Source organism: Parasphingorhabdus sp., from assembly GCF_039982395.1.
In the GTDB taxonomy this organism is placed as follows: Bacteria; Pseudomonadota; Alphaproteobacteria; order Sphingomonadales; family Sphingomonadaceae; genus Parasphingorhabdus.
In genome coordinates this window covers 69,472-94,860 of record NZ_JBDWYO010000003.1, presented here as the reverse complement: position 1 = coordinate 94,860, position 25,389 = coordinate 69,472, and the positions used below count along the sequence as shown (strand labels likewise).

The following is a 25,389-nucleotide window of genomic DNA, read 5'->3' as shown; positions in this document are numbered from 1 at the left end:
CCGGCGCAGCAAAAATCTGCCTTTGATTAGCTTGGACTGCGCGCCGCCAATATCCGTTTGTTGCGTTTTTCAACGGCTTGAAATGCCTTAAATACGCTCAGCTTGGGATTGGTTGTTCCGGTCTTGCCAATTGTTTCCAATTGTTCGTAAAACCAGAAGATGACCGCAAAACTGGCCACCGCCTTGATCATTTGAAAACGCATGAGAAAGCCGAGCCAGCCCGGTAGGAGCTGCAGTTCGTCTTCATAGCGCGGCAATGCATCCAGACCTTCCAGCAATTGTTTGGGCGCATCGGTCATCACGCACATCGGGCGGCCCAGGCCGATCAGGTCGGCTGCACCGCTGTTGAGCGCGGACTCCATCGCAGCGCGGGTTCGGAATCCACCAGTGACCATCAACGGGACCTTTACGGCGTCCTGCATGGCCTTCGCGAAATCAACAAAATAGGCCTCGCGCGCCTTGGTCGAAGGGGCGACATTTTGTTCCTCTTTTTCCTCCATCCCGTCTGCGCCCATAAGTGCGGGCTGTTCATAGGTGCCGCCGGAAATTTCGACCAAATCAACGCTGGCATCTTCCAGCCATTTTAACACCTGAAGGCTGTCTTCGAAATTGAATCCGCCTTTCTGGAAATCGGCGCTGTTGAGCTTGACCGAGATCGGGAAGTCCGGGCCGACGGCGGCGCGCGTTTTAGCGACCACGGCCAGCAAGAATCGCGCCCTGTTTTCCAGACTACCTCCATATTCATCGGTTCGCTGGTTGGCCCGAGGACTCAAAAAGCTGCTCAAAAGATAGCCATGGGCCGCGTGGATCTGTGCGCCGGTAAAACCAGCCGTCTGACAGGTTTTTGCAGCCAGAGCAAAACGATCCACAAGATCTTCAATCTCGCTTCGGGTGAGCGCAACCGGTTCGCCGAATTGGCCGCCAGGCAAGCCCAGTTTGATGGCCGAGGGCGCTTTGGGATGTTTGTTGACGTTGCTTTGGGTCTGTCTGCCACCATGGCTGATTTGTGCCCAGAAATGATTGCCGTTGCGCGTTGCGGCCTGCGCCCAACTGGTAAGCGTGGTCATCATCTTGTCACTCGCGGGTCCGTCGATGACGACATTGCCTGGCCGCTCAAGATGGTCACGGTCGACCTGGATGTTACCGCTCAGCAACATGCCCGCGCCGCCATCGGACCAGAGGCCATATAGCCTTTCAAGTTCCTGTGTCGGGACGCCGTCCGGTGTCGCCATGCCTTCGGTCATCGCAGCCTTCGAGAACCGGTTGGGTAGGACGGCCCCGCAAGGCAGTGTCAGCGGATCGGCAAGGGAAAGTGTCATAGTATGGGCCCCGGATTTGAATTGCGATTGAAAACTGATTCTGTCGCAAGTTGCAATTTTTGGCAAGTAGAACCGTGCGTTAACGACATTATGTACCGGAAAACAGGAGATTTGGCTTTTCTGACAAAATGGGTATAGTGTGGCTATCGATTGCACGGGGGCAAACTTCCGGCAGTGGAGAGGGATGATATTCTGAGGGGAATGACAATGGTGGCAGCAGCTTCTCGCAAATCGGTTAGCAAAAATCGCGCGCAACATGACGTGCAGCATTTGGATGTCCGCTGGGACAAGAAAATGAGCAACAATTGCGCTGCTGCTTTGCTGGCCTACACTGTCCTGCAAATTTTTGTTGTGCTGCGCTTCATTGAAACCACGGGCATGTCGATCGCTCCTTATTTTGGTCTGGTTCTGCTTGTTGCGGTGATCATTCCCTTTTGCCGCAATTTTGAAAAGCGCTGGACAGATATGAGCAGCAGCGGCTTGAGCGAGCAAAGCCTTGCTGCCAAATTTCGATCTGATCAAATCGTTCTTTGGGTATTGGCCATAGGCTTACCATTTGTCTTTGTGGCTTTGATCAAAGCTATTGGAATGATGTTCTAAAGACGCGTGTCAAAAAACACCGACTGATATTGCAGCATTTGACACCGTATCGTTGACCTTGCAGGGCGCCGCACCTATGTCCGGCCCATGCTAAAACCTTCCGAAGCGCAAGACCGCGCCGACGCCCTTATCTCCCAAGCCAAAAAAGCCGGTGCCGATGCTGCCGATGCTATCTATGTGTGCGACGCTGCAACGCAGGTGCAGATCCGCCTTGGCAATCTCGAAGATGTCGAACGATCCGAAGGTGAAGAAATCGGGCTCAGGGTCTTTGTCGGCAAACGGTCTGCAACCGTATCTTCTTCCGATATGGATCCGCAAATTCTGTCTTCCCTCGTCGGACGGGCGCTGGATATGGCGCGGGAAGCGCCGGAAGACCAATATGCCGGACTGGCGCCCGAAGACCGGTTGTTGAAAACAGAACCGCACCCGATTGAAGGCGATGACGGACAAGATCCGGAACCGGAGCTTTTGCGCGAACTGGCGTTAAAAGCCGAGGATGCCGCGCGGGCCGTAAATGGCGTCAGCAACAGCGAAGGCGGCGGCGCTAGCGCCGGACGCAGCATCGTCGCGCTGGCAACCAGCCATGGGTTCTCCGGTGCTTATTCCACCAGCGGCTACAGCCTGTCTGCCAGCGTCATAGCCGGAGAAGGCGACGGTATGGAACGCGACTATGCCTATGATAGCGTCCGTTTTCTGGAAGATCTGGAAGATGCCGAGAAAATTGGCAGAGAAGCGGGTGAAAGAGCCATCTCTCGTCTCAATCCGGTGGAATTTGATTCCGGCGCAATGCCGGTGGTCTATGATCCGCGCGTCGGCAACAGCCTGCTGGGTCATTTCGTTGGCGCCATTGCCGGCAGCAGCATAGCCCGGAAAACCAGTTTTTTGCAGGATGCGCTCGATAGCGAGGTTTTTGATAGCGCCCTGACGATCATCGACTGCCCGCATCGCAAGCGCGGCCTCCGGTCCAAGGCCTTTGACGGCGAAGGACTGCCCACAGCGAAAACCAAGTTGATCGATAATGGCCGCCTGACGCAATGGCTGATGGAAAGCGCCTCGGCGCGCCAACTGGGCATGCAGCCCACCGGCCATGCTTCGCGCGGTGTCGGCGGAGCGCCGGGTGTCAGCGTCACCAATCTGCATATGGGCAATGGTTCGGTTAGCAAGTCAGATCTGATCAAAGATATCAAACATGGTGTCTATATCACTGAATTGATTGGCATGGGGGTCAACCCTGTCACCGGCGACTATAGCCGCGGGGCCGGCGGGTTCCTGATTGTCGATGGCGAGATCGGACCACCGATTTCGGAAATCACCATTGCCGGCAATTTGAAAGATATGTTCAAAAGCCTGATTGCTGCGGACGATCTGGAATATCGCTATAGCATGAACGTGCCGACCTTGCGGACCGACAGTATGACGGTCGCAGGGGGGTGATCAATCCGCTAGTGGTGCGCCAGTCGCACCGCGTCTATCGGATTAAAAACGGCCTTTGATATGCTCAGGCCCAATGGAGACTCTCTTGGCTGATATAGATTTTGATCGGGTCATCGCGATCGCCGTAGAGGGCGGGGCTCTGGCCATGCGTGACTGGAAATTGGGTGAGAAGGCGGACAAGACTTGGGAGAAATCACCGGGCCAGATCGTCAGCGATGCCGATCTCGCGGTCGACGGGTTTTTGCGGACCGAATTGGAAAAATTGCTCCCCTCTGCCGGCTGGTTGTCGGAGGAAACCCATATCGATCACAGCGGGGCTGGCGACGAGCTGACCTGGGTGGTTGATCCGATTGACGGCACCAAAGATTTTGTCGCCGGTAAAATCGGTTGGTGTGTGTCCGTCGCCTTGGTGCAGAATGAGGCGCCGATCTTCGGCATATTGGTCGCTCCGGCAAAGGGAGAGATCTGGGTGGCCAAGGCTGGCCACAAAAGCGAGGTGAATGGCAGAACGCTGGTCGCCAGCGCCTGTCAGCAATTTGAAGGATGCCGTGTCCCGACGGAAGGCCTCCCTCCCGAAATTAACTTGGTGCCGGTGCCAAAACCGAACAGCATCGCGCTGCGCATGGCCATGGTGGCCGATGACCGGGCGGATTTCGTCGCTTCTACGCGCTGGGGCCATGAGTGGGATATTGCCGCTGCCCATGTGATTGCCGCCGAAGCGGGGGCAAGCGTTAGCAACGCTTTGGGCGAGAAACTGGTCTACAATGGCACGCACGGCAAAGCGCTGGGCGTATTATGCTGTGCGCAAGACATATATGATGATGCGGTGCAGCGCATTGGCCATTATGTCACCGAAAACGGAGCCAGCCACTAAGGCCTGCGGCCAACAACCTAGCTGATGCGGGTTCTCGTCCACAAGCCAATGCGGTCGCGACCGGATTTTTTGAACAAGGCTTGTCCAAAGGCTTTCACGATCCAGCCCAGCTTTTTGCCTTTGCTGGTGAATATCCGCTGCTCTAGCGACATGCCATCACTCTGCTTTATCGCGCGGGCGATATCTCCATAGATTCCTGCTGCTGCGAGGACAGCCCAGCGGGACCGGAACGATAGGCTTGATGCGCCGACACGTGCGGAATCTTCATAATCGCCCGCCAGATCGCAAAGCCGGTTGATCAGGGCGATCAACGCGTCTCGATGATCATTGTCCATCACATGGTCAGGATCAATGCCCGCTTCGGTAAGCCATGCTTTGGGCAGATAGCATCGCCCGGCTTCCGCATCCTCGGCCACATCCCGCGCGATATTGGCGAGTTGGAATGCCAGTCCGAGATCGCAGGCGCGATCGAGAACCTCTTGCTCTCGCGCAGAAACGCCCATCACGATGGCCATCATACAACCGACAGCGCCGGCAACATGATAGCAATATTGGAACAGGTCATTTTCGGTTTCCGGCCGCCATCCTTTGGCATCCAGAGCGAATCCATCGATCATGTCATTGGCGAAGGTGATGGGAATCTGGCATTCCTGAGCAACGGTACCAAAGGCATCAAACGGCGGGTTTCCGGTATGTTCGCCGCCATGTGCCCGGGCAGTCATCATTCGCATGGCGGCAATGGTTTTGTTCGGATTGGCGACTTTCGACATCCCGTGCCCGTGATCCTGACCATCGGCAAGATCATCGCAGGCGCGGCACCAGCTATAGAGTAGCCAGGCCCGTTCGCGGGTTTGCTTGGAAAAGAGTTTTGACGCACGGGCAAAGGACTTCGATCCACGCTCGATGCTGGTCTTGGCCTGAATGATAAGGTTCGCGCGATTCATAAGATCATATCGTTATTCTCAACGGGCATCCCACCCATGGAAATGTCACCCCATATCCTCAATCATCAATTCAGCCGTCGCCTTTGCACTTCCCACCACGCCAGGAATGCCAGCGCCCGGATGGGTGCCCGCACCGACGAAATACAGATTTTCGATAACATCATCGCGATTGTGCACGCGGAACCATGCGCTTTGCGTGAGTAGGGGTTCCAGGCTGAACGCGCTTCCCAAATGGGCATTGAGGTCGGTGCCGAAATCCTGCGGTGTATAGTGAAAGCTGGTCACGATACGCTCATGAATATCGGGAATCAGCCGCTGACCGATTTCATCGAGAATGCGTTTCTTGTAAATTGGTCCCATCTCGTCCCAGTCGATCGGCAGCTTGCCTTGATGGGGCACCGGCGCAAGCACGTAGAATGTGCTATAGCCTTCGGGCGCCATTTCCGGGTCGGTGACCGTGGGGTGATGCAGGTAGAGCGAGAAGTCGTTCGGCAGCACGCCATTGTCATAGATGTCGTCGAGCAGGCCTTTGTAACGCGGTCCGAGCAGGATCATATGGTGCGGGATGCCCGGCCAGCTGCCCTTCAACCCGAAGTGGACAACGAAAAGCGATGGCGAATATTTTTTCTTCTTCAGCTTGTCAGTGACCGTGCTGCTGCGATGTTTGTGACCGAGAAGGTCGCGGTAACTGTGCATGACATCGGCATTGGAAGCGACGGCATCGAAATTCTCGCTCCAGCCGGATTTGCAGGTCACGCCGGACGCCCGGTCGCCAACGGTATCAATCCTGGTCACCGGATCCTCGTAGCGGATCACGCCGCCAAGCCGTTCGAAATGCTTCACCATTGCAGAAACCAGCATATTGGTTCCGCCCTTGGCAAACCAGACGCCACCAAGCCGCTCGAGCTTGTGGATCAGCCCATAGATGGCGCTGGTCTTCATAGGATTGCCGCCGACCAACAATGACTGGAAGGAGAGAAACTCGCGCAATTTCTCGTTCTTCACAAAGCTGGAGACCTTGGCATAGACCGAGCGATAGGCTTCATATTTCATCAGGGCAGGCGCAGCCTTGATCATCGATTTGAAATCGAGAAACGCCTTGGTGCCGAGTTTGACATAGCCTTCTTCATAGAGGCCGCCGCTATATTCCAGGAATTTCTTATAGCCCTCGACATCATCGGGTTCTATCGCCGCGATATTGGCGTGCAGCTCATCGGGGTCATTCACATAGTCGAAGTTGGTGCCGTCGGGCCAGTTGAGCCGGTAAAAGGGCGAGACCGGCATCAATTCAATATCTTTGGCCATATCATTGCCCGTAAGCTCCCACAATTGGGACAGGCAGTCAGGGTCGGTGATGACCGTTGGTCCACCGTCAAAAATAAAACCGTCCTTTTCCCAATAATAAGCACGCCCGCCCGGCTTGTCGCGACCCTCCAAAATGGTTGTCTGGATGCCAGCGGATTGCAGGCGAATGGCGAGTGCCAGACCGCCAAAGCCGGAACCGATCACCGCCGCTTTTTTAAACAGTTCATTTTGCGATTTGGCAACGTCACTCATCGAAATATCATACTCATTTATATTTTAACAAAAGCGGGATAGCGCGGAAAATCGAAATTGGCGGCTTGCCGGTCAACAGACGGATCTTGTCCAGTCTGGTCGATTGTCCGGCATAAAAACGGGCGAGCAATTGTTCATCCTTGGCATAGGTATGCTCCAGTGTCTTGTAACGTTTTGTAGGTTTGGCACCCAGAAACAGGAAGGCGCAGAGCAACCGATAGAATTTGCCGCTCTTCCAATGGCGGTGGGCCAGATTGCGGAGCATTTCATCGAGACTATCCTGATTGATATCAGGCATGTGGGCAATCATGTTTGCCGTTTGGACTGCCATCGGCAGAGAATAGCTTGTGATTGGCTGGATCAGCGCGGCTCTCGCGCCAGCGCGCGCATCGACGCTCTCATTGGCGGTCCAGAAGGCTTTGAAGTCTCCGCCGTAAATGACAGGAAGTTGCCCATTCTCTTGGCTCAGAACGGCCTCTATTTGCCATCCTTTGGCTGCCGCATATTCCGATATTCGGCGCTGGCTTTCGGCGCTGTCCATTTCCGCCGTGTCTGCATAATATGTGTCTTCGACAAACAGTTCCGTGTCGCTAAACGGCAGGCAATAAACGAACCGATAGCCGTCAATCTGCTCGACCGTAGCATCCATGATGACCGGCCGGCTCAACCCATGCGGTTTTTTTAACTTGAGCATCTGGCCACAGAATTTCTGCCAGCCGATTTCCAGCGCAGACAAATCGCCGCCGCCGCGGGCGTCGAGCACAGCATATGCCGAAATTTCCGTGCCATCGGCCAGTTGGACGAGGCCTTTTCCGATCTTCGCCGCCGCTTGCCCGGTCCTAAGTGCCTCTGGCGGCAATTGCCTCCGCAACTCCCGGTCAAGATTGTGCGATTCAATCGAAAAATACCCGTTGCCAAGCTGACGACTATATTGGGGAAAATGCACCTCATAACTGTCCCACTCCCGCGAGATCAGAGGATCGACGATCCAGCGATGTGCGGGTTGGACGTCGCTTTCAAAAAAGGACCAGATATGATTGCCGCCAAATGTCTCTTCCGCTTCGATAACGACGATGTCGAGATCCGGTCGCAATTTTGCCAGCGCCAAGGCGATTAGGCCCCCCGCAAGGCCGCCGCCGGCAATAGCCAAATCATAGTGGCGGGAAGAACTGTCGTGCGTCGGCATTCCATGGTCTTAGACGATGGTGCGGGCAGGGGAAAGCCTGTCTGAAAGCATGTAGGCCAATTGTGCTTTAGGCCTTGCTCCGAGCCGTCTTGCACCATATTCCCATGCGATGGAATTTGCCCCCGCCATCATCATTTCGGCCGTTGCGATGACGCTGATCGTCGGAGGGCGATATTTGTTGAGCAGTGGTTTCTTTGCCTGGCTCACCAATCGGGTCCGGCCGGGCCAATATGGCCAGTTAAAGCCCCAGATTGGCCGCGAAATCCGCTGGTCTCTCTTGTCTGCAGCCATTTATGGTGTGCCCGCTGGAATTGTCGCCTGGGGCTGGCAAAATGCCGGTTGGACCAAGATTTACACCGACCCCAATATGTACCAATTGTGGTATGTACCGGTTTCGTTTTTTGTCTATCTTGTCCTTCACGACACATGGTTCTACTGGACCCATCGCCTGTTTCATCGACCACAATGGTTCAAGGTCGCGCATGCGGTGCACCATGATAGTCGCCCACCAACGGCCTGGGCCGCGATGAGCTTTCATCCGGTTGAAGCGATTAGCGGGGCGATCGTAATTCCGGCTCTGGTCGTCGCGATACCGATTCATGTCGCCGTATTGGGGCTGGTATTGCTTGTGATGACGATTATGGGCGTGTCTAATCATATGGGGTGGGAAATGTTCCCGCGCTGGCTGGTTCGTGGGCGTTTGGGGAAATGGTTGATAACCGCTACCCACCACGAAAAGCATCATGAATATTACAGAGGAAACTATGGGTTATATTTTCGCTTTTGGGACAAAATCTGCGGCACGGATATCGGGCTTGCCGATCTTGGGAGCCGCTTCAGCACTGCTGCTGGCAACCAACGCATCGGCGAGTGAAGCCCCGGCGGCGGTCGCTCCGGCGCTCTCCGCATCCATTGATCTTGCGATCACCGGTTTGCGCTCAGAAAAGGGCAATGTACTGGTCTGTCTTAGCGCCAATCCGAAGTTCTTCCCGGATTGCAGCAAAGACAAAAACGCGCGCAAATTGAAAGTGTCCGCGACCAAGGCCGGAAGCATTGAAATCCCCGATGTGAAGCCGGGTACCTACGCTGTGGCGCTGGTGCATGATGAAAACGGCAATGGCAAAATGGACCTGCGCTTGTTTTTGCCGCGCGAAGGCTTTGGCTTTTCCCGCAATCCCAAAATTCGTATGGGGCCGCCCAAGTTTAAATCCGCGCAATTTACCGTCGGTAAAGACAACGCACAATATTCGGTAAAAATGAAATATATTTTATAGTCTGATCGGGCTTCGTCGCTCGATCGATCCAGGAGGTGGAAAAGCCTCTGTGCATGCGTTTGATTGTCGTGACATCAGATTGGAAATAAGTTGAAAGCCTCGAACACCCTCGCTCGCGCTGCTCTATTCACTCTCGCGTTGGGCATGTCATCCGCGCTTATGGCTCAGCAAGATGTTGCGCCCATGCCGCCCTCAGAATCCGTTTTTGACGGTGACTATCTGACCGCCGGTATCGGTGTGGCGGTTGGTTCCAGCTATGAAGGGTCGGACAATTATACCATTTCGCCTTTGCCGGTTGTCATTGGCAGTTTTGCCGGCGTGGATTTCCAGCCGCGCGGCCCCGGTATCGCGTTCGATTTCATTCCCGACCAGAAGGGCGCAAAGGTTGATTTCGTTCTTGGTCCTGTGGTTCGGGCGCGTTTTGATCGGCAAAATTCCATCAAGGACCCTGTTGTTAATTCTCTCGGCAAGCTCGACTTTGCCCTCGAACTCGGCCCGTTCGCCGGAGTTCAGGTCAATCGCGTGCTCCATCCCTATGACTCCCTGACCGCGCAGGTGGACGTGCGGTGGGATGTCGCCGGCGCGCACGACGGTATGGTCGTCTTCCCCAGCCTGACCTATTTTACCCCTCTCAGCCGGGGTGTTATCACCAGTCTTGCGATCAGCGCGGAATATGTCGACGATAATTATGCTGACTATTATTTCAGCATTTCACCTGCAGGATCGGCCGCCAGCGGTTTACCGACCTTCACCGCAACCAGCGGATGGAAGAATGCCGGCGTTACGATGTTGACCGCCGTCGACCTTGATGGCGATGCCACCAATGGGGGTTTTGGTTTGATATTCCTGGGCGGCTATTCGCGCATACTGGGCGATCCGAAACGGTCTCCCGTCACATCCATCCGTGGCAGCGCCAACCAGTGGTTCGGGGCCGTCGGCGTGGGATATACGTTCTAGATCGCCTGAAGCAGCAAGCAGTTTAGGCTGTTTCTGGGTTGCTGTCGCCGGTAGGTTTTGCAATCTTGGGTTTTCCAGCGGTTTTCGGGACGCTCTTTTGCTCTGGCTGCACCGGAGCAACTTTTGTTGGGGCTTTCTCATCGACTTTCGGCAATTGTGCATCATCGACTTTTGCCGCGCCGGCAACTAGGTTTTCAAGGGAAGACCCGTCCAGCCCCAATTCATTCAGCAGACCGTCTATGACCGGCGCTTGCGCTCGATAGGAGAGGGCGGCTGATACGGCATCGGTGGCAAGATTGCCGCTATTGCCAGAACCAGCAGATCCCATGCTTGCCGCACCGTTGGTTGAGCCGCCCTTTTGGTTGATACCATCAAGTTGTACAATTTTGATTGAGTCAATCGCCTCCATCGGTTTGACGGACTCCTTGACAACTTCCGGTAAGACTTGAAGCAGTGCCATCTTGGTCTGGAGCGAAATTTGATCCGAGGAAAGGATGTTCGCCGCTTCGTTGATAGCTCGTTGTCCAGCGGCTTCGACTTCGAAGCGCACGCGCGCAGCTTCTGCCCGCAGCTTTTCGGACTCAGCTTCGCCCTCTGCATCCAATCGCATGGCGGCCGCGCGATTTCCTGCCGCTTCCTTCTCGGCTTCTGCCTGAACTTTGACACCGATGGCCTGACGTTCTGCCTGTTTCGAAGCTTCGATCAATTCAATTCGCTTGTCTCGATCTGCGACCTCGGTTTCACGAGCTGTAGTGACTTGCTCTTCGGCAGCAACTGCTTTGGAGCGGGCTTCATCAGCTTCGGCCTTGGCCTGACTTTCTTCACGAGATTTATTTTGAATGGCAATCTGTTGCTCCTGCCGGGCAATTTCAATGGCCTGGGTCTGGGCAATTCGAGCCTCTTCAACGGCACGATCGGCTTCGATCTGACTGCTATCTACTTGCTGCTTTGCTCTGATTTGCGCATCTTTTGCTTCACGATCACGACCCGCTTGCTCCTGGGCCACTTCCGATGCCTGACTAGCCCGGCGAACTTCGACTTCGCGTTCTTGTTCTAGCCGGGCAAATTCATTGTCCCGACTGATTTCGAACGAGCTTTGATCGGCTTGCAGGTTTTTCGTTTCGATCTGGACCCGGGTGTCTTGTTCAATGTCGTTACGCGCCTTTTTGCGGAGTTCAATCTGTTCCGTCAATTTGGTCAAACCTTCGGCGTCGAAGGCATTGTTGGCGTTGAAATGCTCGATACTGGTTTGATCGAGGCCGGTGAGCGATACGGATTCCAATTCCAGTCCGTTCATCGCCAGATCGCTGGACGATGCCTGTTGCACTTTTTGGACAAAATCGGCGCGTTGTTCGTGCAGTTCGTTCATCGTCATGCCGGCAGCGACTGAACGTAGCGCGTCAACAAACTTGCCTTCAACCAGATCCTTCAGCATCTCTGGCTGCATTGTCCGCAAACCCAAAGTCTGAGCCGCCATGGCGAGCGATTGAGAATCTTGACGGACCCGGACATAAAATTCCGCTTTCACATCAATCCTAAGTCGATCAAGCGTTATCAGAGCATCGACATTGTTCCGTTCGACGGCCAGCCGGACTGTATTCATGTTTACAGGCATCGTTTCATGGAAAACCGGGAACACCATAGCGCCGCCGTTCATCACGACTTTTTCGCCACCAAAGCCGGTCCGGACAAAAGCAATTTCTTTTGAAGCGCGCTTATATAATCTCGTCAGGATCAATGCAAAGATGAGCAATCCAACCAAAGGCGCGCCTGCATAAATTGCAATTTGGGTGACATTCTCAAGCATCTACTGTCTCTTTCTCTATGTGACGTCCGTTCATCGGACATCTGTTTTCTTGCGTCTTCAATCGAAAATATATGGCCGTCATTCGGCTTTTATGTTTCCTCTAGCCAGTGCGTACCGACAGCAACGGCTTTAAATATATCATCCTCGCGCCTGACCAAGAGCACTTCCTCGCCAGCGTTGAATATGCCATCATCGCTGTCTGGTTCTACCATCAGCGCGTGGCTGTAGCCATGGCGGTCCTTAGCTTTTGCGCGAGCCGGAAAGCCTGGCTTGGCAGTGCCAATGTCGATTGTCGCCCGGCGGCCCGTGAGATCATCTATTGATACAGCCGTTGTCTCATCTTTCGGGATGATGCGCGACAAAGGCCTTGAGAGGATACCCGTTACCGGAAGAGCTGCGAGGGCAGCTGCTGGTGCCGCAATAAATGTCGGGAGCAATCCGCCGGTTACCGATTGAACGATTTGCTGTCCTGCAAATCCCGTCAGTCCGAAGACCATAAGGAAAAGTACCAGCAGCATCATGAATGGCAATCTCCCCCATCCCAGAAAGGAGAGAAGGCCGTCTGCAACGCTGGCGTTGCCAACATCGACATCCAAGTCAGCGTCAATATCTATATCAGCATCGGCGCCAAATTCGCCAAGCCCGACGAGTTGCAAAAGACCAACGGCGATCATCAACACAAAAGCTGCGGCGAAAAACAAGTTTTCGTCTGCCAGCCAAAAGTCGATCACTATGTTCCCCCACAAATAGTTTATCTATTATTTAGTGTATCCAAGAGAAAATTCAAGATTTGATCAACCGATTTCAGTCTTGATCAATCACGAAAGCACCTCGACAGCGAGGATGTTCCGCCCTAACATCCCATACATCCCCGGGGAGTCGTTTGACTGAGAGGGGCGCGTAACGTCGCCCGACCCGCAGAACCTGATCCGGCACCGTGCACACGGCCTACCGGCGTAGGGAGGGAGCGGTATTTTGGATTTCCCGGATACGCTCTTTCTCCATCAGGCAGATAAGGAGAGAGACGATGGGCAGTACAGGCGATATCAGCGGATGGATCACCCTTTTCTTTGGCCTCTATGGTCTGGCCGCGGGCATTGGCGAGTTTCGCAATCCCGGTTTCTGGGCCAAGATGGTCCGCGAGATCCGCGCCAGCAGCGGCCTGCAATTTCTCACCGGCATGGTCACGCTGACCATCGGTGCGGTCATCTATCTCGCCAATCCCTTTGACCCGTCAGACTGGCTATCGATCCTGATCACCGTCATCGGCGGCTGGATTGTTATCGAGGGCTTGTTGATCCTTGCGTTTGGCGACTGGTTCCTGGGCTTTGCCAGCCGCATGATGTCCAGCGGTTCACCGGTCTGGGCGATCCTTTCCATCATCATCGGTCTGGCGGCGATATTCGCCGGTCTGCTTCGCCTGCAAGTTTAACATACAATTTCAACCTCTTAAGAAAGCAATATTTATGGCTGATCTCCCAGCAAAAACCGAAATTGGCGTAACCACCGGCCCGATCAGTGGATCAAAGAAGGTTCATGTCGCAGCGCATAGCGGTAGCGGCATTCGGGTGGCGATGCGGGAAATTGCGTTGGAAGGCGGCGAGGAACCGGTGCGCGTCTATGACACCAGCGGCCCCTATACCGATCCGGAAGCCCTGATCGATATCAAGACCGGCCTGAACGAGTTGCGGTCCCCGTGGATCCGCGCGCGCGGTGATGTCGAAGAAGTCGACCAGCGCGAAATCAAGCCGGAAGACAATGGCCAGCTTGGTCCCGACCGCAGCGGTGGCGTCGACCCGTTTCCCAATGTGCGCCGCAAAGTGCTGCGCGCCAAGTCCGGCGCCAATGTCAGCCAGATGCATTATGCCCGTCAGGGGATCATCACCCCGGAAATGGAATATGTCGCCGAGCGCGAGAATCTCGGGCGCGAGCGGCTGAAAGAATATGTCCGCGATGGTGAAAGCTTTGGCGCGTCGGTTCCCGATTATGTCACGCCGGAATTTGTCTGTGACGAAATCGCGCGGGGCAGGGCAATCATTCCGAACAATATCAACCACCCGGAAAGCGAACCGATGGCGATCGGGCGCAACTTCCTGGTCAAGATCAACGCCAATATCGGCAACAGCGCGGTGGCATCGGATGTCGCCAGCGAAGTCGACAAGATGGTTTGGTCGATCCGCTGGGGCGCCGACACGGTCATGGACCTCAGCACCGGCCGCAATATTCACGACACCCGCGAATGGATCATCCGCAACAGCCCCGTGCCGATCGGCACCGTGCCCATCTATCAGGCGCTGGAGAAAGTCGGCGGCGTGGCCGAAGACCTGACCTGGGATATTTTCCGCGATACTTTGATCGAGCAAGCCGAGCAGGGGGTCGACTATTTCACCATCCATGCCGGCGTCCGTCTGCCCTATGTGCCGATGGCGGCGAAGCGCGTCACCGGTATCGTCTCGCGCGGCGGTTCGATCATGGCGAAATGGTGCCTCGCGCATCACAAGGAAAGCTTCCTTTACGAACATTTCGACGACATTACCGAGATCATGAAGGCCTATGACATCGCCTATAGCCTTGGCGACGGTCTGCGCCCCGGTTCGATTGCCGACGCCAATGACGAAGCGCAATTCTCCGAGCTGTATACGCTGGGCGAGCTGACCCACCGCGCGTGGAAGTCGGATGTGCAGGTGATGATCGAAGGCCCCGGCCATGTGCCGATGCACAAGATCAAGGAGAATATGGAAAAGCAGCTCGAAGTCTGCGGCGAGGCGCCGTTCTACACGCTCGGCCCCCTAACCACCGATATCGCGCCGGGCTATGACCATATCACCAGCGGCATCGGTGCGGCGCAAATCGGCTGGTATGGCTGCGCCATGCTTTGCTATGTCACGCCCAAGGAACATCTGGGCCTGCCCGACCGCGACGATGTGAAAGTCGGCGTTGTCACCTATAAGCTCGCCGCCCACGCCGCCGATCTGGCGAAGGGCCATCCCGCCGCCCAGGTCCGCGATGATGCGCTCAGCAAGGCCCGCTTCGAGTTCCGCTGGCGCGACCAGTTCAACCTCAGCCTCGATCCCGACACGGCGATGGAATATCACGACCAGACTTTGCCGGCAGAAGGCGCGAAAACCGCGCATTTCTGCTCCATGTGCGGCCCGAAATTCTGTTCGATGAAGATCAGCCAGGAAGTCCGCGACTTCGCCAGCACGCAAAACCAGAGCGCCGAAGGCTTTATCGCCTCGGAGAAATTGGGAGCGGATACCGCCGCGGCGAGCAAGGCCGCAGCGGAAGAAGGCATGCGCGAGATGGCTAAGGTCTATAAGGACAAGGGGGATCGTTTGTATTTGCCGGAGGATGAGGTTGGGTGAAATTGCATTAAAATTCGTTAGCAGTTAAACCCAACTCATAAGCCAGAATAGAGTAACGCTCCTTTATGTTCGATGCATCATTTGTTCCTTGTTGGGAAAGGCGGTCATATTCTAAGAGCGCGAATGAAGAGTCGGTGTAACTTTCTTCTGCAATTTTCCGGTTTTTGGCGAGTTTCTTACGGAATTTGAGTAGCTTATTACGTGTAATTTTTGACAGTTCATCATTCTCCATAGCAAAACGATGAATCAGATAATAAATTATCATATTGCCTTGGGCTGCAAGCAGTTCGTCTTTTTTAGTAAAAGTTTCCTTCATGGCGTTTAACACTGGTATAACTTTTGCACGAAGCTTGGCGGGCACTCGACTGTTTGTACCGACGTAGTCTTTTGTCATTGAGTCTAGGTAAACTTTCTTTGTATCGGTGAGCTTGCCAGTTCGTTGCAAGCTATGCTCTGTTAGAAGCATTCTCGCGCTTATCTCCAAATATTGATAGCGCTTGTTCGAAAAACGAACGCTGTCGTTGAAGAACGGATGTGTTGACACCTTCCGAATTGCAAGCACCATCGGTCCCGTAAAGGCATTTCGCTTTTCTGCTGCATTCAACGGGACGGCTTCGTTTAATCTCGAGAACATGTCTTCGATTAAGTCCAAATCGCCATCGCTAGTTGTGACAGTCACGATAGGAAGAACAAAGGAATCGATCTTAATTTTAATCTTTGGGTACTGATTGGCAATATCGTTGTAAGACAATCCAGCCAGATCAATTTTACGATCTCGTTGATATTCGAAATCATCAGCAAGTGTAAATTCATCGTCAAGAAATGCCCAAATAGTCTCTAAACGTTGCCGACCATCTATAACCGAAAACCTGTAACCTGCACTTTTTATTTCTGACCCTTCCAGCTCGTGAAAATAAATCTTGGGCAGATCATAGTCGTTCAAGATTGAGTCAATTAGTAATTGCTTTTTTTCCAGGGTCCATACGCTTCCCTGTCTTTGATATTCTGGGTTGATACGAATTTCATCTCGTTCAGAGTAGAGCAAAATAACCGTACTGTTTTTTAATGTAGAGGTTTCGACAAAACTCATGACGCTAATTCCTTTAAAATCTCGCCAACAGAGGCCAGTTCTGGAAACACTGAAAACTTGCTTAGTCCGAGAACTTGTAGTTCTTTTTCAAGTGTTAACTTTGCCTCGGGAGGAATTACATATTTGACAATATGCTGGCCGTCTCCAACTTTATCCACAGAGACCTTATTTCTATGATGGATAGTGAAAACACCCATTTGAGCTTGAATTCTCGGATTGTTTCTAGTTGCAATCGTCGCGATGGGAAAGAGCTTCGTACGTTCGTTTGCTCGAAGGCTTTCTGTTGTATAATTTTCTAATTCTCTATCATCGAACGAGGGGATGTAATAAGCCTCATGCTCATCTTCAATGCTAGCATTAAGATTAAGATCAACGGGTTTTAAACAATAGAGGGCAAGACTTCCTTTTGTTTTAACGTTCTGCAATGCGAAATATAAGCCGATAAGCGGACTTTCGCTCCAGTCCAATAGTCTTGTCGGTACCCCATAGTGTTGCATCAAGAAGAGCCAATCGAATGGTCCTTGCGGCGGTTGATCAACTAGCAGTGCAGCCGATTGTTTGAACCTAGTAAGTAAAGTAGCCTCAGACGCCGATGGAGTGCTTCTGAGATAGCTTGGCAAGAGCCCCCATTTAGAATTAGGCTGACCGCGAAACCAAACGGGTCCATCATAATCCACGAAATCGGCACTAAGATTTTCAATTAAGTCTGCTACGGACTCGATGGTTTTCTCTGGCATAGTTCCCCCTATCAAAACAAAATGCAATAAATATTGTTTTCAAACAAGTATAAACTACTGAATTAGGAGAGGAGATTAATAATTACCGGAATACGGTGACAGCACACCTTAAAGCCAACACCCTTTCCTACAAACCCCCACACAACCACCCGTCCGTCCCATGACAGACCGCACCAATTCCCGGCCCGCAAAAACGCTCCCACAAAGCGAGGAACCACCCGATCTCCCGCTCGCCCGCCTTCACACCAGTCCCGCTGCGCGCGCGGAAGGACGGGTATTTGCGCTCCGCGCACAATTCGGAATTCTGGAGGTAGGCGCTGTTGACGAAAGGGCTTCGGTTCGGAGGCCGGAGCAAAATTCCTCAAAACAAACGCTATCGGTTATTAGCGATCAACTTCCATTTCTTCAGATGAGATTGGGGGTTGACCCACGCATATTGATCTTGGTGCACTATCATGTCTGAGATCATTCATACCGAAATCATTAAGTCCATTTCCAAATAGAAAAACATAAACAGCATTTAACGGCTTCCCGAGTATCCCGCGATCAGGTTCGGGAAGCCCTCCTTTTGCATTTGCGGATATGACATAGCTATAATAGGCTCCGTTACTCGCCTTTTCATGAGGAATAACAAAACCAAAGGAACGCTGTAAGATGTTTTCGGGAGAAAATATTTCTTCCACCCTTATTTTGTCTGGCGATCCAGGTACCAGGCTTTCGGGTACCAGTAATTTTGACAAGCTATAAGATGCAAGTTTTTTCTTTTCCGTTTTTGAAGGTTCAACATCTTGAATTCGATATACATTGAATTCGACCTCATCGATTTTGAACGCCAGCGCACCAGCATTTTTGATTGAGAAGGAGCCCGATATATCGCAATATTCTTTGTCATTCTTGAAATATGAAGCTTGACCTCTGTTTACGACAAGTGTTGTATCGCCAATAGGCATGGCTTCTCTTCCTAGAATTTTCGCTCTTTTGTCTATAAGGTCAGTCCCGCTCCACAGAAGCCAAACAGCCCCAACCATCATGACTCCGTACTTTAAGAAAAACTCGATCTGCTCCCGCTTTTCTTTATCATGCATCCCCCACACAGTATTTTCTCCCTATATTACTGTTCTATATTAGTACTGTAATTTCATTTCGCAATCCGTGATTCTTGTCACGGACAAATGTGAGGATGAATCGCAGTGACACGGCACTTCTAACCCAAACCCTTTCCTACCCCCCCCACATAACCATCCGTCCGTCCCATGACACACCCCGCCAATTCCCGGCCCGCAAAACGCTCCCGCAAAGCGAACCATCACCCGATCTCCCGCATCCCGCCTTCACGCCGGTCCCGCTGCGCGCGCGGAAGGATGGGTGGAATTACGGTGACAGGTGCAACACCCCCCGACCCCCTATCAAAAGCAAGCCTATAGCTCCCCAGATTGGCTGATAAACTCACTGGCATAACGGCACGCCGTCCCGTCGCGACGGTGCGCAACAGGGAGAGGCCATCATGAGCCAACAAGGCGAAAACAAACCCAAATTTCGTGTCGAATTTGTCGAGCGCACCGGACTCAAGCGGCTTGAGGAAAGCCATGGCTATGCGCATCTGTTGATGCCGCTGGCGGGGAATGAGAACCATGTTGGCGTGCTCTACATGGGCGCTTATACCGTGCTGGCGGAGGCGGTGGCGGCACTGCCGGGCATTTCGTTTCTCGACGCGGCGCTCTATTTTCCGATCCTGAAAGATATTTACGTCGATTTCCACAAGCCCGCTGCGAGCGATGTCACCGCCGAATATCGCTTGTCGGAAGATGAGGTTGCAGGCCTGCTCGCCGATCTGGAGCGCAAGGGCAGCGCTGGCTATATCGCCGAATTCCCGATGCATGACGCGGGCGGTGTCCATGTCGCCACCGGGCGGGTGACGGTGAAGCTGCTCTCGCATGGATGGAAAAAATAGCGCCATTCGGCGCGTTCCCGCTATATTTTCCGACCATCGTTCGGTTAATCGTCGCAGCGACAGAATTTTCTCCCCCAGCCGGGATTGAATTCACTGTCTTGCCACCGTAAGCACTGGGGCCTTAGTTAGAAAAATACTTTGGTAGGGAACTGATAAACCATGAGAATATTGATTATCGGCGGTACCGGCGCCATTGGTGGCCATGCGGCCTTGCACCTGAAATCTCTGGGTCATGATGTGGTTCTCTCTTCCCGCAATCCACCCGCCAAAGGGACCGGTTTGGAGTCGCTGGAGTGGCTCGCCGGTAATTACTTGGAAGGCACATTTGGTCAGGCGGATCTCGAAGGCTTTGAAGGCATCGTCTTCGCGGCGGGCAATGATGTGCGGCACTTGCCGGCAGGATCGGAAGCGGGACCCGAAGCCGATGCCCATTATATCAAAGCCAATGGCGAGGAAATTCCGAAATTTGCCGCGCTGGCCAAGGCTGCCGGCGTCCAATGTTTCATCAATATCGGCAGTTTCTATCCGCAAGTCCTGCCCGAGAAAATTGAGACCGATGCCTATGTCCGCTCGCGGGATATGGCCGACAAGGGCGTGCGCGCGCTGTCGGATGACAGCTTCCGCGCGATGAGCTTGAACGCGTCCTTTGTGGTCGGTCATCCGGACGGCATGGCCAGCGATATGTTCGCTGCCTATATCAACTATGCGCGGGGCCTCTATCCCAATGTCAAACCCTTTGGTCCGGCGGGCGGCAGCAACTTCATTTCGGTGCAATCCCTGTCGGAGGCGATCGCCGGTGCGGCGGAACGCGGAGAGGGCGGAGCCTCCTATTTGATCGGCGATGAAAATCTGAGTTTTCAAAAATATTTCCAGCTGTTCTTTGCCGCGGCAGGCAATCCGGTCACGATCCCATCGCTGGATGAAGAACATCCGATGTTACCGGATTCCGCGATTGTGCAGGGCCGGGGCAATTTCATCCGTTTTGAACCGGATGCAAAAGAGGCCGTGCTGCTGGGGTTCCGGCGCAATGACATTGCCCGCACGGTCAAGGCCATGGTTGCTGATCTGGACCAGCGTGTCGGCACGGTCGTGCCGGTCACCATCGGCCCCGATGCGCAGAATGTACCGGAACTGACCCGGCTCGCCCATCTCTATGCCCGCGCCAATGATGCGGGCGATGTCGATATCCTCAAAGCGATCATGACCGATGATATCGTGGTGCAGGGGCCGGGCTTCAAAATTGAAGGACTGGACAATGTTTGCGCCGTGCCCGGCATGTTGCAGCAATTTTATGATGGCACGGAACATATCGTCAATCAGGTGCTCGTCGAAGTGACCGGCGATAGCGCTGTGGGCGAGACCTTCTGCACCGCCAATCATATCCTCTACCCCGAAGCAGGCCAGCCGCGGCGGATATTGACCTGGAACATCCGTTATCAGGATCGTTTTGTGAAAGTCGATGGCAGTTGGCGTTTCCAATATCGCGGCTTGCTGGTCGATTGGCTGGAAGTGCGCGCGGTGGCGATACCGATTGTTTAGAGCCTATCGCGAACCAATCATGCCGCGAGCGTCTGGCTCTCCGGCGGCGCTTTCCGATTGGCCCAGATCAGAAGCATCGTGGCAAGGACCGACAATCCCCACAGGAATATCTTCGGGTTGACGGTCATGAAATTGACGAACAGCGCCCCGTGGCTCAGCAGGTAGATGCCGATCAGCACCAGACCCCAGTGCTTGCGCCACATCTGCCCGATCGCGCCGAGGCTGATGGTTATTCCCATGAACATGATGAAGCCAAAATAGGTGAGGGGGGTGAAGCCAACGAGATTATATTCGCGTTCGGCAATGAAGCGCTGCGTCTCGGAGAGCGCTTCGGTCGCTTCGCCACCAAAGGCCCACCAGCCCAGAGCCTGCCCGATCATCAGCAGGCTGACACCGATACGGATCAGGCCGGATGCGAGGAAGACGAGGCATATGGTGATGGCGAGTTTTCTTTTCATGCTGTATTAATGTAGTAATACGGTATGAAGGTCAAGAGGGCTGGGGATGACGAGGGGCTTATGCTAGGAGATGGCCATGACCCAAATCTCCGATATTCCGCTCATCATCGAAGTGTCGCTCAACGGTTCCGTCAAAAAGACGCAGAACCCCAATGTGCCCTATAGCGACGACGAGATCGTCTCGCAGGCGGTGGCCTGTATGGAGGCGGGGGCGGCGCTGGTGCACAATCATACCGAGGCGCCGGTCTTTGGCGGCACCGGAGTGATGGATGCGGAAAATTACGCACGGCCGTGGCGGAAATTGCTCAAACTACGCCCCGATGCCATTCTCACCCCGACCATGCCGGGCAAAGAGGGCGTGCCGGTTGAAGAGCGTTTCTCGCATATCGAGGCGATGGCGGCCGAGGGCCTGATCGCGCAGGGCCTGTGCGATCCCGGCAGTTTCAATGTTGCGGTGCCCGACCCCGATGGCGTCTTCGCTCCGACGCAGCTAATCTATCGCAACGACATGCACGACAGTCACTATTATGTCGAAGCGTGCCGCCGGCTGAAGCTGGGGATGAGTATATCGATTTTCGAACCCGGCTTTGTGAAGTTCATCATGGCGCTGCACCGCGCGGGCAAGCTGCCGCCGGGCGGGATTATGAAATTTTATTTCGGTACGGAGGATCAGCCCTTTGGCCTACCGCCGACCGCGAAAGCGCTCGATGCCTATCTGGAAATGATCGAGGGCAGCGGCCTGCCGTGGCTGGTGTCGAGCTTTGGTGCGGATTGTGTCGGCTGCGGTCTGGCCGAGAAAGCGATCCTGCGCGGCGGCCATGTGCAGGTCGGGATCGAACCTTATGGTGGCCCGCGCACGCCGCATAATGTCGAATTGGTCGAAGAGGTTGTGGCGCTGGCCAAGCGATTGGGCAGGGCGATTGCGACGCCCGCACAAGCGGCCAAAATCATGAACTTGCCGAGCTATCCGGTACGATACGGCATAGCCTAGGCTCGGCGCTAACGCCTATCCCCGCAACAGCTGGCTGGCTTGCCCCTCGTCACCAAAATCATATTGGTCACGGCCGGCATGTTTGGCCTTATAGAGTCGCCGGTCGGCGATTTTGAGGCTGTGGCCAATGGCGGTGGTTGCGGCGTGCAACGTGCCACCGATGCTCAGCGTGATGCCGATAGACCGGCCTTCGACGATCATCTGGACTTGACGCATGGTCTGGCAAATATTGGCGGCGACCTGCTGGCCTTTTTCGAGGTCTGTGCTGGGTAGGAAAATTCCGAATTCCTCGCCGCCCAAACGCCCGACTATCCCTTGATTTCCGACCGACTGTTTCAACGTGTTCGCCAGGATGCGCAGCACTTCATCGCCACCGGCATGGCCATAGGTGTCGTTGATAGTCTTGAAATGGTCGGCATCGGCAATCATCAACACGCCCGAGGCTTCCCGCCCGCGAACACTATCCAGAAAATGATTGCGGTTGAGAATGCCGGTGAGCGGATCGAAGCGGATTTGCGAGTCCACTTTCTCGATCGTTTCCTGCAGCATGCGGACGATGGAGAGGACAAAATAGGCGCAAGGCGGCGCGATCAGCAGTGGAATGAACAGGGCGATGGAAACGCCCCAAAGCCATATCAGCCAGTGCATGCCGGGAATGACCGCCATCAACGCACCAACAACGCCCGTCGCGGCAAATGTCGCGATAGCGGTGATGAGGGCTGTGTATTTCCATACGGCCCTTTTGTCTTTGATCTCGATGCGCACGCAAGGCGACTAGCAGCTTTAGATTGTCGCAATATTTGTGCCCATGGTTAAACGCGGCGTAACCTTTGTAAAATGCTATTGGGCGTTCAGGCGATATTGTCTCAAGCCTTTGACTGAGAAGCTGCCCTATTTTCGCTCGCGAGGACAAGCCGGTTCCAGGCATTGATCTGGGCAATGGCGTAGCAAAACACTGCCACCTGACGCTGATCGAAATACCGCTCCATGGCCTGCTGCGCGGTGGTCAGGGCAGCAGCATCCTGCACATTTGTCATGGCGGTAGCCAGCGAGAATAGGGCGCGCTCGCTTTCGGTAAGAGCGCCCATCTCACGATGGACGATGATATCATCGGCTAGCGCAGGGGAAAGGCCAGCGGCGATTGCCGCGTCTCTATGCATGGTAATGCAAAAAACGGCATTTGTTGAGGACCGAGCACCAGAGGCGGGCGAGCTCCAGCAGCCGCTGCGATAGACCTTGAGCTTCGCACTGCCGATCCACCGCGATCATCGCGTCGCGGCCTTCTGGCCAGATCGTGAATATAGCGGGCATCGCTGGCCGGTTCAGAGCCCCGCTCATGCCGCCAGCGGGATGCTGGGTTGGCCCAGCTGCGCCATGATCATGTTCAAGTCATAGAAAAACCGTTCGCCCGAAAGCAGTCCGTCCTGAAAGAGGACATAGACTGTGAACGGAAAGCGGACCTCCAGACCAGTCGGCTCGATGCCCAGAAACGGCCCGGTATGTTTGCCAACGAAATGGGCGTCACCGATGACGAAGTCATCCTTCACCCAGTGCAAAGCCCCGCTGTCGGTCTGGATTCCAAAGGCGCTCCACCAAAGGTCATAGTGACGCGCCGTGGCTTCGCGTCCGTTCAATGTCAGCCCAATGGGCTGGTCTTCGAACAAGGCATCGGGATGGATGGTGGCCAGCGTGCCCGCCATATCATGTTCGGCTTCTGCCTTCATGTGGCGGAGCAGGCATTTCTGGTTGATTTCGCGGGTGGTCATGGGGCGGCCTTTCTAATTTCTGAGATGATCGGCAAACCAGTCTTCGGTCTCTTTCTGGATCGCGGGCGCGGTGGTTTCGCCGGTGGTGTGAAGCAGGTCGGCGATGCTCACCTTTTCCAACGCACTGCGCCAGGCGAGGGTTGCCATGTCCATGGTCTGGGCGATGGCACAGCGCGGGGAATAGTCGCCCTTGGCACCGGCACAGGGGCCGTTGCGGCGGATTTCGTGGCAATGGAAGCTGGGCTCCACCCCCTCGATTGCAGCGGCCACTTGATAGACGCTGATCTGCGCCGAACTGCGCGCCAGTCGATAGCCGCCATAGCGACCAGCAGACCCCACAACCAATCCTGCCGCAGCCAATTGCTGCAGCACTTTTGCAAGGGTTGAGCGGCGCAATTCATGAAAGTCGGCCAGATCATTAGCGGCCAGTTCTCGGCCAACAGGCGCGGCGGCCAATAGCAGCATGATATGAAGGGCGGGTTCGATGGAGCTGTTGGTTTTCATAATTAAGAATTTATAATTCCGAATTAAAAATGTCAAGGCTCCAAATATCTCGAAGGGCCGATCGGGGGTGACCATATCGGCAATCCACTGGGCTTCGCAGTTTTTTAACCCGTTCCCGCTATTCCCGCGCTCGGGTCAAGCAGCAGGAACGAAACCGTTATGGGTTTTCAGCCATTTTCCAACGTAGAAATTGATAGATTCGCCTCGGCCTATCCATCGGTGCCGAGCCATCTCGGCCATCAGATCGCCAGCCATCCCTTGCTGGAGCTCGACGCCTTGGCAGAGCTTGCCCGCCGCATCCGTACGGAATCGATCGAATTTAACGCCGCCACCGATCTGCCGCTGGGCATCACCAATGAAGAGACGCCGCACACCGGCCTCGATGTGCATGAAACCATCGCCCAGATCGAAACCAGCGGATCATGGGTGCTGCTCAAGACCATCGATCAGGACCCCGCCTATGCGCAATTGATGCGCGATGTGCTGGCTGAGCTGGAGCCGGTCGTCCATCCGCGCACCGGCGCTATGATGCGACTGGAGGGCTTTGTCTTCATCTCCTCGCCCCGCGCGGTCACTCCGCTGCATTTCGATCCGGAATATAATATCCTGTTTCAGGCGCGCGGCAGCAAGACGATGACCTTCTATGACTCCGCTGAATCCCGGATCATAAGCGACGAATTTTTCGAGCAATATTTTGCCGGCGGGCCACGCAATCTGCCGTGGCAGCCGGAATGGGCAGAGCGTAGCCAGCCGATTGCGATCACCCCGGGCGAGGCGGTCTATGTGCCGATCCTCAACCCCCATTCGGTGCAGGTCCATGACGAGGTCTCGATCTCGCTATCGCTCACCTGGCGCAGCGAGTGGAGCTTTCACCATGCCGACGCCTGCCGTTTCAATGGCCGCTTGCGCAAGCTGGGCCTGAACCCGGCCTCGCCGCAACGCTATCCCGCCGACAATCGTCTGAAAAGCTATAGCGAACGGGCGTTGGCGCGGGCCGAACGGATGTTCGCGAGAAATTAGTCCAGCAAAGGGGCAG

26 protein-coding genes and 1 riboswitch are annotated in these 25,389 nt (G+C 54.6%); of the genes, 12 read left to right on the top strand and 14 right to left on the bottom strand.

Annotation, left to right across the window (positions count from 1 at the left end; genetic code table 11):
• Nucleotides 1–26: 26 nt before the first annotated feature.
• Nucleotides 27–1,319 carry an NADH:flavin oxidoreductase/NADH oxidase family protein gene (locus ABJV08_RS07030; protein WP_348040403.1) on the bottom strand — a complete coding sequence of 431 codons (1,293 nt, stop codon included), beginning with the start codon at nucleotides 1,317–1,319 and terminating at the stop codon, nucleotides 27–29.
• Between the two features lie 207 nt (nucleotides 1,320–1,526).
• On the opposite strand from ABJV08_RS07030, the gene ABJV08_RS07025 reads away from it, so the two are divergent.
• From ABJV08_RS07025 to ABJV08_RS07015, 3 genes are all read left to right on the top strand, one after another.
• A complete protein-coding gene (locus ABJV08_RS07025) occupies nucleotides 1,527–1,919 on the top strand; it encodes a hypothetical protein (RefSeq protein WP_348040401.1) in 393 nt (130 codons plus the stop codon).
• 87 nt (nucleotides 1,920–2,006) lie between these two features.
• Nucleotides 2,007–3,353 (top strand): TldD/PmbA family protein, encoded by a 1,347-nt coding sequence (locus ABJV08_RS07020; protein WP_348040399.1) that lies wholly within the window; start codon nucleotides 2,007–2,009, stop codon nucleotides 3,351–3,353.
• An 85-nt stretch (nucleotides 3,354–3,438) separates the two neighbouring features.
• A complete protein-coding gene (locus tag ABJV08_RS07015) occupies nucleotides 3,439–4,227 on the top strand; it encodes an inositol monophosphatase family protein (protein WP_348040397.1) in 789 nt (262 codons plus the stop codon).
• Between the two features lie 17 nt (nucleotides 4,228–4,244).
• On the opposite strand, the gene ABJV08_RS07010 is transcribed toward ABJV08_RS07015, so the two are convergent.
• The 3 genes from ABJV08_RS07010 to crtY are packed head-to-tail and all read right to left on the bottom strand — an operon-like array spanning nucleotide 4,245 to nucleotide 7,914.
• The gene (locus ABJV08_RS07010; RefSeq protein WP_348040395.1) at nucleotides 4,245–5,171 is read right to left on the bottom strand and encodes a phytoene/squalene synthase family protein; all 927 of its coding nucleotides are present in this window, start codon (nucleotides 5,169–5,171) and stop codon (nucleotides 4,245–4,247) included.
• Nucleotides 5,172–5,216: 45 nt separating this feature from the next.
• Nucleotides 5,217–6,728 carry a phytoene desaturase gene (locus ABJV08_RS07005; RefSeq protein ID WP_348040393.1) on the bottom strand — a complete coding sequence of 504 codons (1,512 nt, stop codon included), beginning with the start codon at nucleotides 6,726–6,728 and terminating at the stop codon, nucleotides 5,217–5,219.
• Nucleotides 6,729–6,741: 13 nt separating this feature from the next.
• Nucleotides 6,742–7,914, bottom strand: a complete 1,173-nt coding sequence (gene crtY / locus ABJV08_RS07000) for a lycopene beta-cyclase CrtY (protein WP_348040391.1) — start codon at nucleotides 7,912–7,914, stop codon at nucleotides 6,742–6,744.
• A 109-nt stretch (nucleotides 7,915–8,023) separates the two neighbouring features.
• Here crtY and ABJV08_RS06995 point away from each other — a divergent pair, with 109 nt between their 5' ends.
• The 3 genes from ABJV08_RS06995 to ABJV08_RS06985 all read left to right on the top strand — a co-directional run bounded on the left by ABJV08_RS06995 (nucleotide 8,024) and on the right by ABJV08_RS06985 (nucleotide 10,145).
• Nucleotides 8,024–8,788 carry a sterol desaturase family protein gene (locus ABJV08_RS06995; protein WP_348040389.1) on the top strand — a complete coding sequence of 255 codons (765 nt, stop codon included), beginning with the start codon at nucleotides 8,024–8,026 and terminating at the stop codon, nucleotides 8,786–8,788.
• On the top strand, nucleotides 8,730–9,188 hold the full coding sequence (locus tag ABJV08_RS06990) for a DUF2141 domain-containing protein (RefSeq protein WP_348040387.1): 459 nt from the start codon (nucleotides 8,730–8,732) through the stop codon (nucleotides 9,186–9,188). Before ABJV08_RS06995 ends, ABJV08_RS06990 begins: the two co-directional genes overlap by 59 nt.
• A gap of 90 nt (nucleotides 9,189–9,278) precedes the next feature.
• Entirely contained in the window at nucleotides 9,279–10,145 is an 867-nt protein-coding gene (locus tag ABJV08_RS06985; RefSeq protein ID WP_348040385.1) for a MipA/OmpV family protein, read from the top strand.
• A 22-nt stretch (nucleotides 10,146–10,167) separates the two neighbouring features.
• Here ABJV08_RS06985 and ABJV08_RS06980 read toward each other — a convergent pair whose 3' ends face one another.
• Nucleotides 10,168–11,952 carry a flotillin domain-containing protein gene (locus ABJV08_RS06980; RefSeq protein ID WP_348040383.1) on the bottom strand — a complete coding sequence of 595 codons (1,785 nt, stop codon included), beginning with the start codon at nucleotides 11,950–11,952 and terminating at the stop codon, nucleotides 10,168–10,170.
• A gap of 89 nt (nucleotides 11,953–12,041) precedes the next feature.
• Nucleotides 12,042–12,683 (bottom strand): YqiJ family protein, encoded by a 642-nt coding sequence (locus tag ABJV08_RS06975; RefSeq protein ID WP_348040381.1) that lies wholly within the window; start codon nucleotides 12,681–12,683, stop codon nucleotides 12,042–12,044.
• 131 nt (nucleotides 12,684–12,814) lie between these two features.
• Nucleotides 12,815–12,932: riboswitch (TPP riboswitch) on the top strand.
• Nucleotides 12,933–12,979: 47 nt separating this feature from the next.
• Between ABJV08_RS06975 and ABJV08_RS06970 the strand changes: the two genes are divergently transcribed.
• Nucleotides 12,980–13,384 (top strand): hypothetical protein, encoded by a 405-nt coding sequence (locus ABJV08_RS06970; protein ID WP_348040379.1) that lies wholly within the window; start codon nucleotides 12,980–12,982, stop codon nucleotides 13,382–13,384.
• A 34-nt stretch (nucleotides 13,385–13,418) separates the two neighbouring features.
• Nucleotides 13,419–15,317, top strand: coding sequence for a phosphomethylpyrimidine synthase ThiC (gene thiC / locus ABJV08_RS06965; RefSeq protein WP_348040377.1), 1,899 nt, complete (start codon nucleotides 13,419–13,421; stop codon nucleotides 15,315–15,317).
• Between the two features lie 7 nt (nucleotides 15,318–15,324).
• On the opposite strand, the gene ABJV08_RS06960 is transcribed toward thiC, so the two are convergent.
• From ABJV08_RS06960 to ABJV08_RS06950, 3 genes are all read right to left on the bottom strand, one after another.
• On the bottom strand, nucleotides 15,325–16,407 hold the full coding sequence (locus ABJV08_RS06960; protein ID WP_348040375.1) for a DUF262 domain-containing protein: 1,083 nt from the start codon (nucleotides 16,405–16,407) through the stop codon (nucleotides 15,325–15,327).
• A complete protein-coding gene (locus tag ABJV08_RS06955; protein ID WP_348040373.1) occupies nucleotides 16,404–17,144 on the bottom strand; it encodes an FRG domain-containing protein in 741 nt (246 codons plus the stop codon). Before ABJV08_RS06955 ends, ABJV08_RS06960 begins: the two co-directional genes overlap by 4 nt.
• A gap of 383 nt (nucleotides 17,145–17,527) precedes the next feature.
• Nucleotides 17,528–18,229 carry a hypothetical protein gene (locus ABJV08_RS06950; RefSeq protein WP_348040371.1) on the bottom strand — a complete coding sequence of 234 codons (702 nt, stop codon included), beginning with the start codon at nucleotides 18,227–18,229 and terminating at the stop codon, nucleotides 17,528–17,530.
• Nucleotides 18,230–18,648: 419 nt separating this feature from the next.
• On the opposite strand from ABJV08_RS06950, the gene ABJV08_RS06945 reads away from it, so the two are divergent.
• A complete protein-coding gene (locus ABJV08_RS06945; RefSeq protein ID WP_348040369.1) occupies nucleotides 18,649–19,095 on the top strand; it encodes a DUF4442 domain-containing protein in 447 nt (148 codons plus the stop codon).
• A 159-nt stretch (nucleotides 19,096–19,254) separates the two neighbouring features.
• Entirely contained in the window at nucleotides 19,255–20,634 is a 1,380-nt protein-coding gene (locus tag ABJV08_RS06940) for a nuclear transport factor 2 family protein (RefSeq protein ID WP_348040367.1), read from the top strand.
• Between the two features lie 17 nt (nucleotides 20,635–20,651).
• On the opposite strand, the gene ABJV08_RS06935 is transcribed toward ABJV08_RS06940, so the two are convergent.
• Nucleotides 20,652–21,092, bottom strand: a complete 441-nt coding sequence (locus ABJV08_RS06935; RefSeq protein ID WP_348040365.1) for a hypothetical protein — start codon at nucleotides 21,090–21,092, stop codon at nucleotides 20,652–20,654.
• Nucleotides 21,093–21,168: 76 nt separating this feature from the next.
• On the opposite strand from ABJV08_RS06935, the gene ABJV08_RS06930 reads away from it, so the two are divergent.
• Complete coding sequence (locus tag ABJV08_RS06930) at nucleotides 21,169–22,083, top strand: 3-keto-5-aminohexanoate cleavage protein (RefSeq protein ID WP_348040364.1); 915 nt, start codon at nucleotides 21,169–21,171, stop codon at nucleotides 22,081–22,083.
• A 15-nt stretch (nucleotides 22,084–22,098) separates the two neighbouring features.
• Here ABJV08_RS06930 and ABJV08_RS06925 read toward each other — a convergent pair whose 3' ends face one another.
• The 4 genes from ABJV08_RS06925 to ABJV08_RS06910 all read right to left on the bottom strand — a co-directional run bounded on the left by ABJV08_RS06925 (nucleotide 22,099) and on the right by ABJV08_RS06910 (nucleotide 24,353).
• Nucleotides 22,099–22,848, bottom strand: coding sequence for a GGDEF domain-containing protein (locus ABJV08_RS06925; protein WP_348040362.1), 750 nt, complete (start codon nucleotides 22,846–22,848; stop codon nucleotides 22,099–22,101).
• Nucleotides 22,849–22,949: 101 nt separating this feature from the next.
• Entirely contained in the window at nucleotides 22,950–23,243 is a 294-nt protein-coding gene (locus tag ABJV08_RS06920) for a hypothetical protein (RefSeq protein WP_348040360.1), read from the bottom strand.
• A gap of 174 nt (nucleotides 23,244–23,417) precedes the next feature.
• On the bottom strand, nucleotides 23,418–23,849 hold the full coding sequence (locus tag ABJV08_RS06915) for an ester cyclase (protein ID WP_348040358.1): 432 nt from the start codon (nucleotides 23,847–23,849) through the stop codon (nucleotides 23,418–23,420).
• Between the two features lie 12 nt (nucleotides 23,850–23,861).
• Nucleotides 23,862–24,353 (bottom strand): Rrf2 family transcriptional regulator, encoded by a 492-nt coding sequence (locus ABJV08_RS06910; protein WP_348040356.1) that lies wholly within the window; start codon nucleotides 24,351–24,353, stop codon nucleotides 23,862–23,864.
• Nucleotides 24,354–24,512: 159 nt separating this feature from the next.
• Between ABJV08_RS06910 and ABJV08_RS06905 the strand changes: the two genes are divergently transcribed.
• Nucleotides 24,513–25,373 (top strand): cupin-like domain-containing protein, encoded by an 861-nt coding sequence (locus ABJV08_RS06905; protein ID WP_348040354.1) that lies wholly within the window; start codon nucleotides 24,513–24,515, stop codon nucleotides 25,371–25,373.
• Nucleotides 25,374–25,389: the final 16 nt, after the last annotated feature.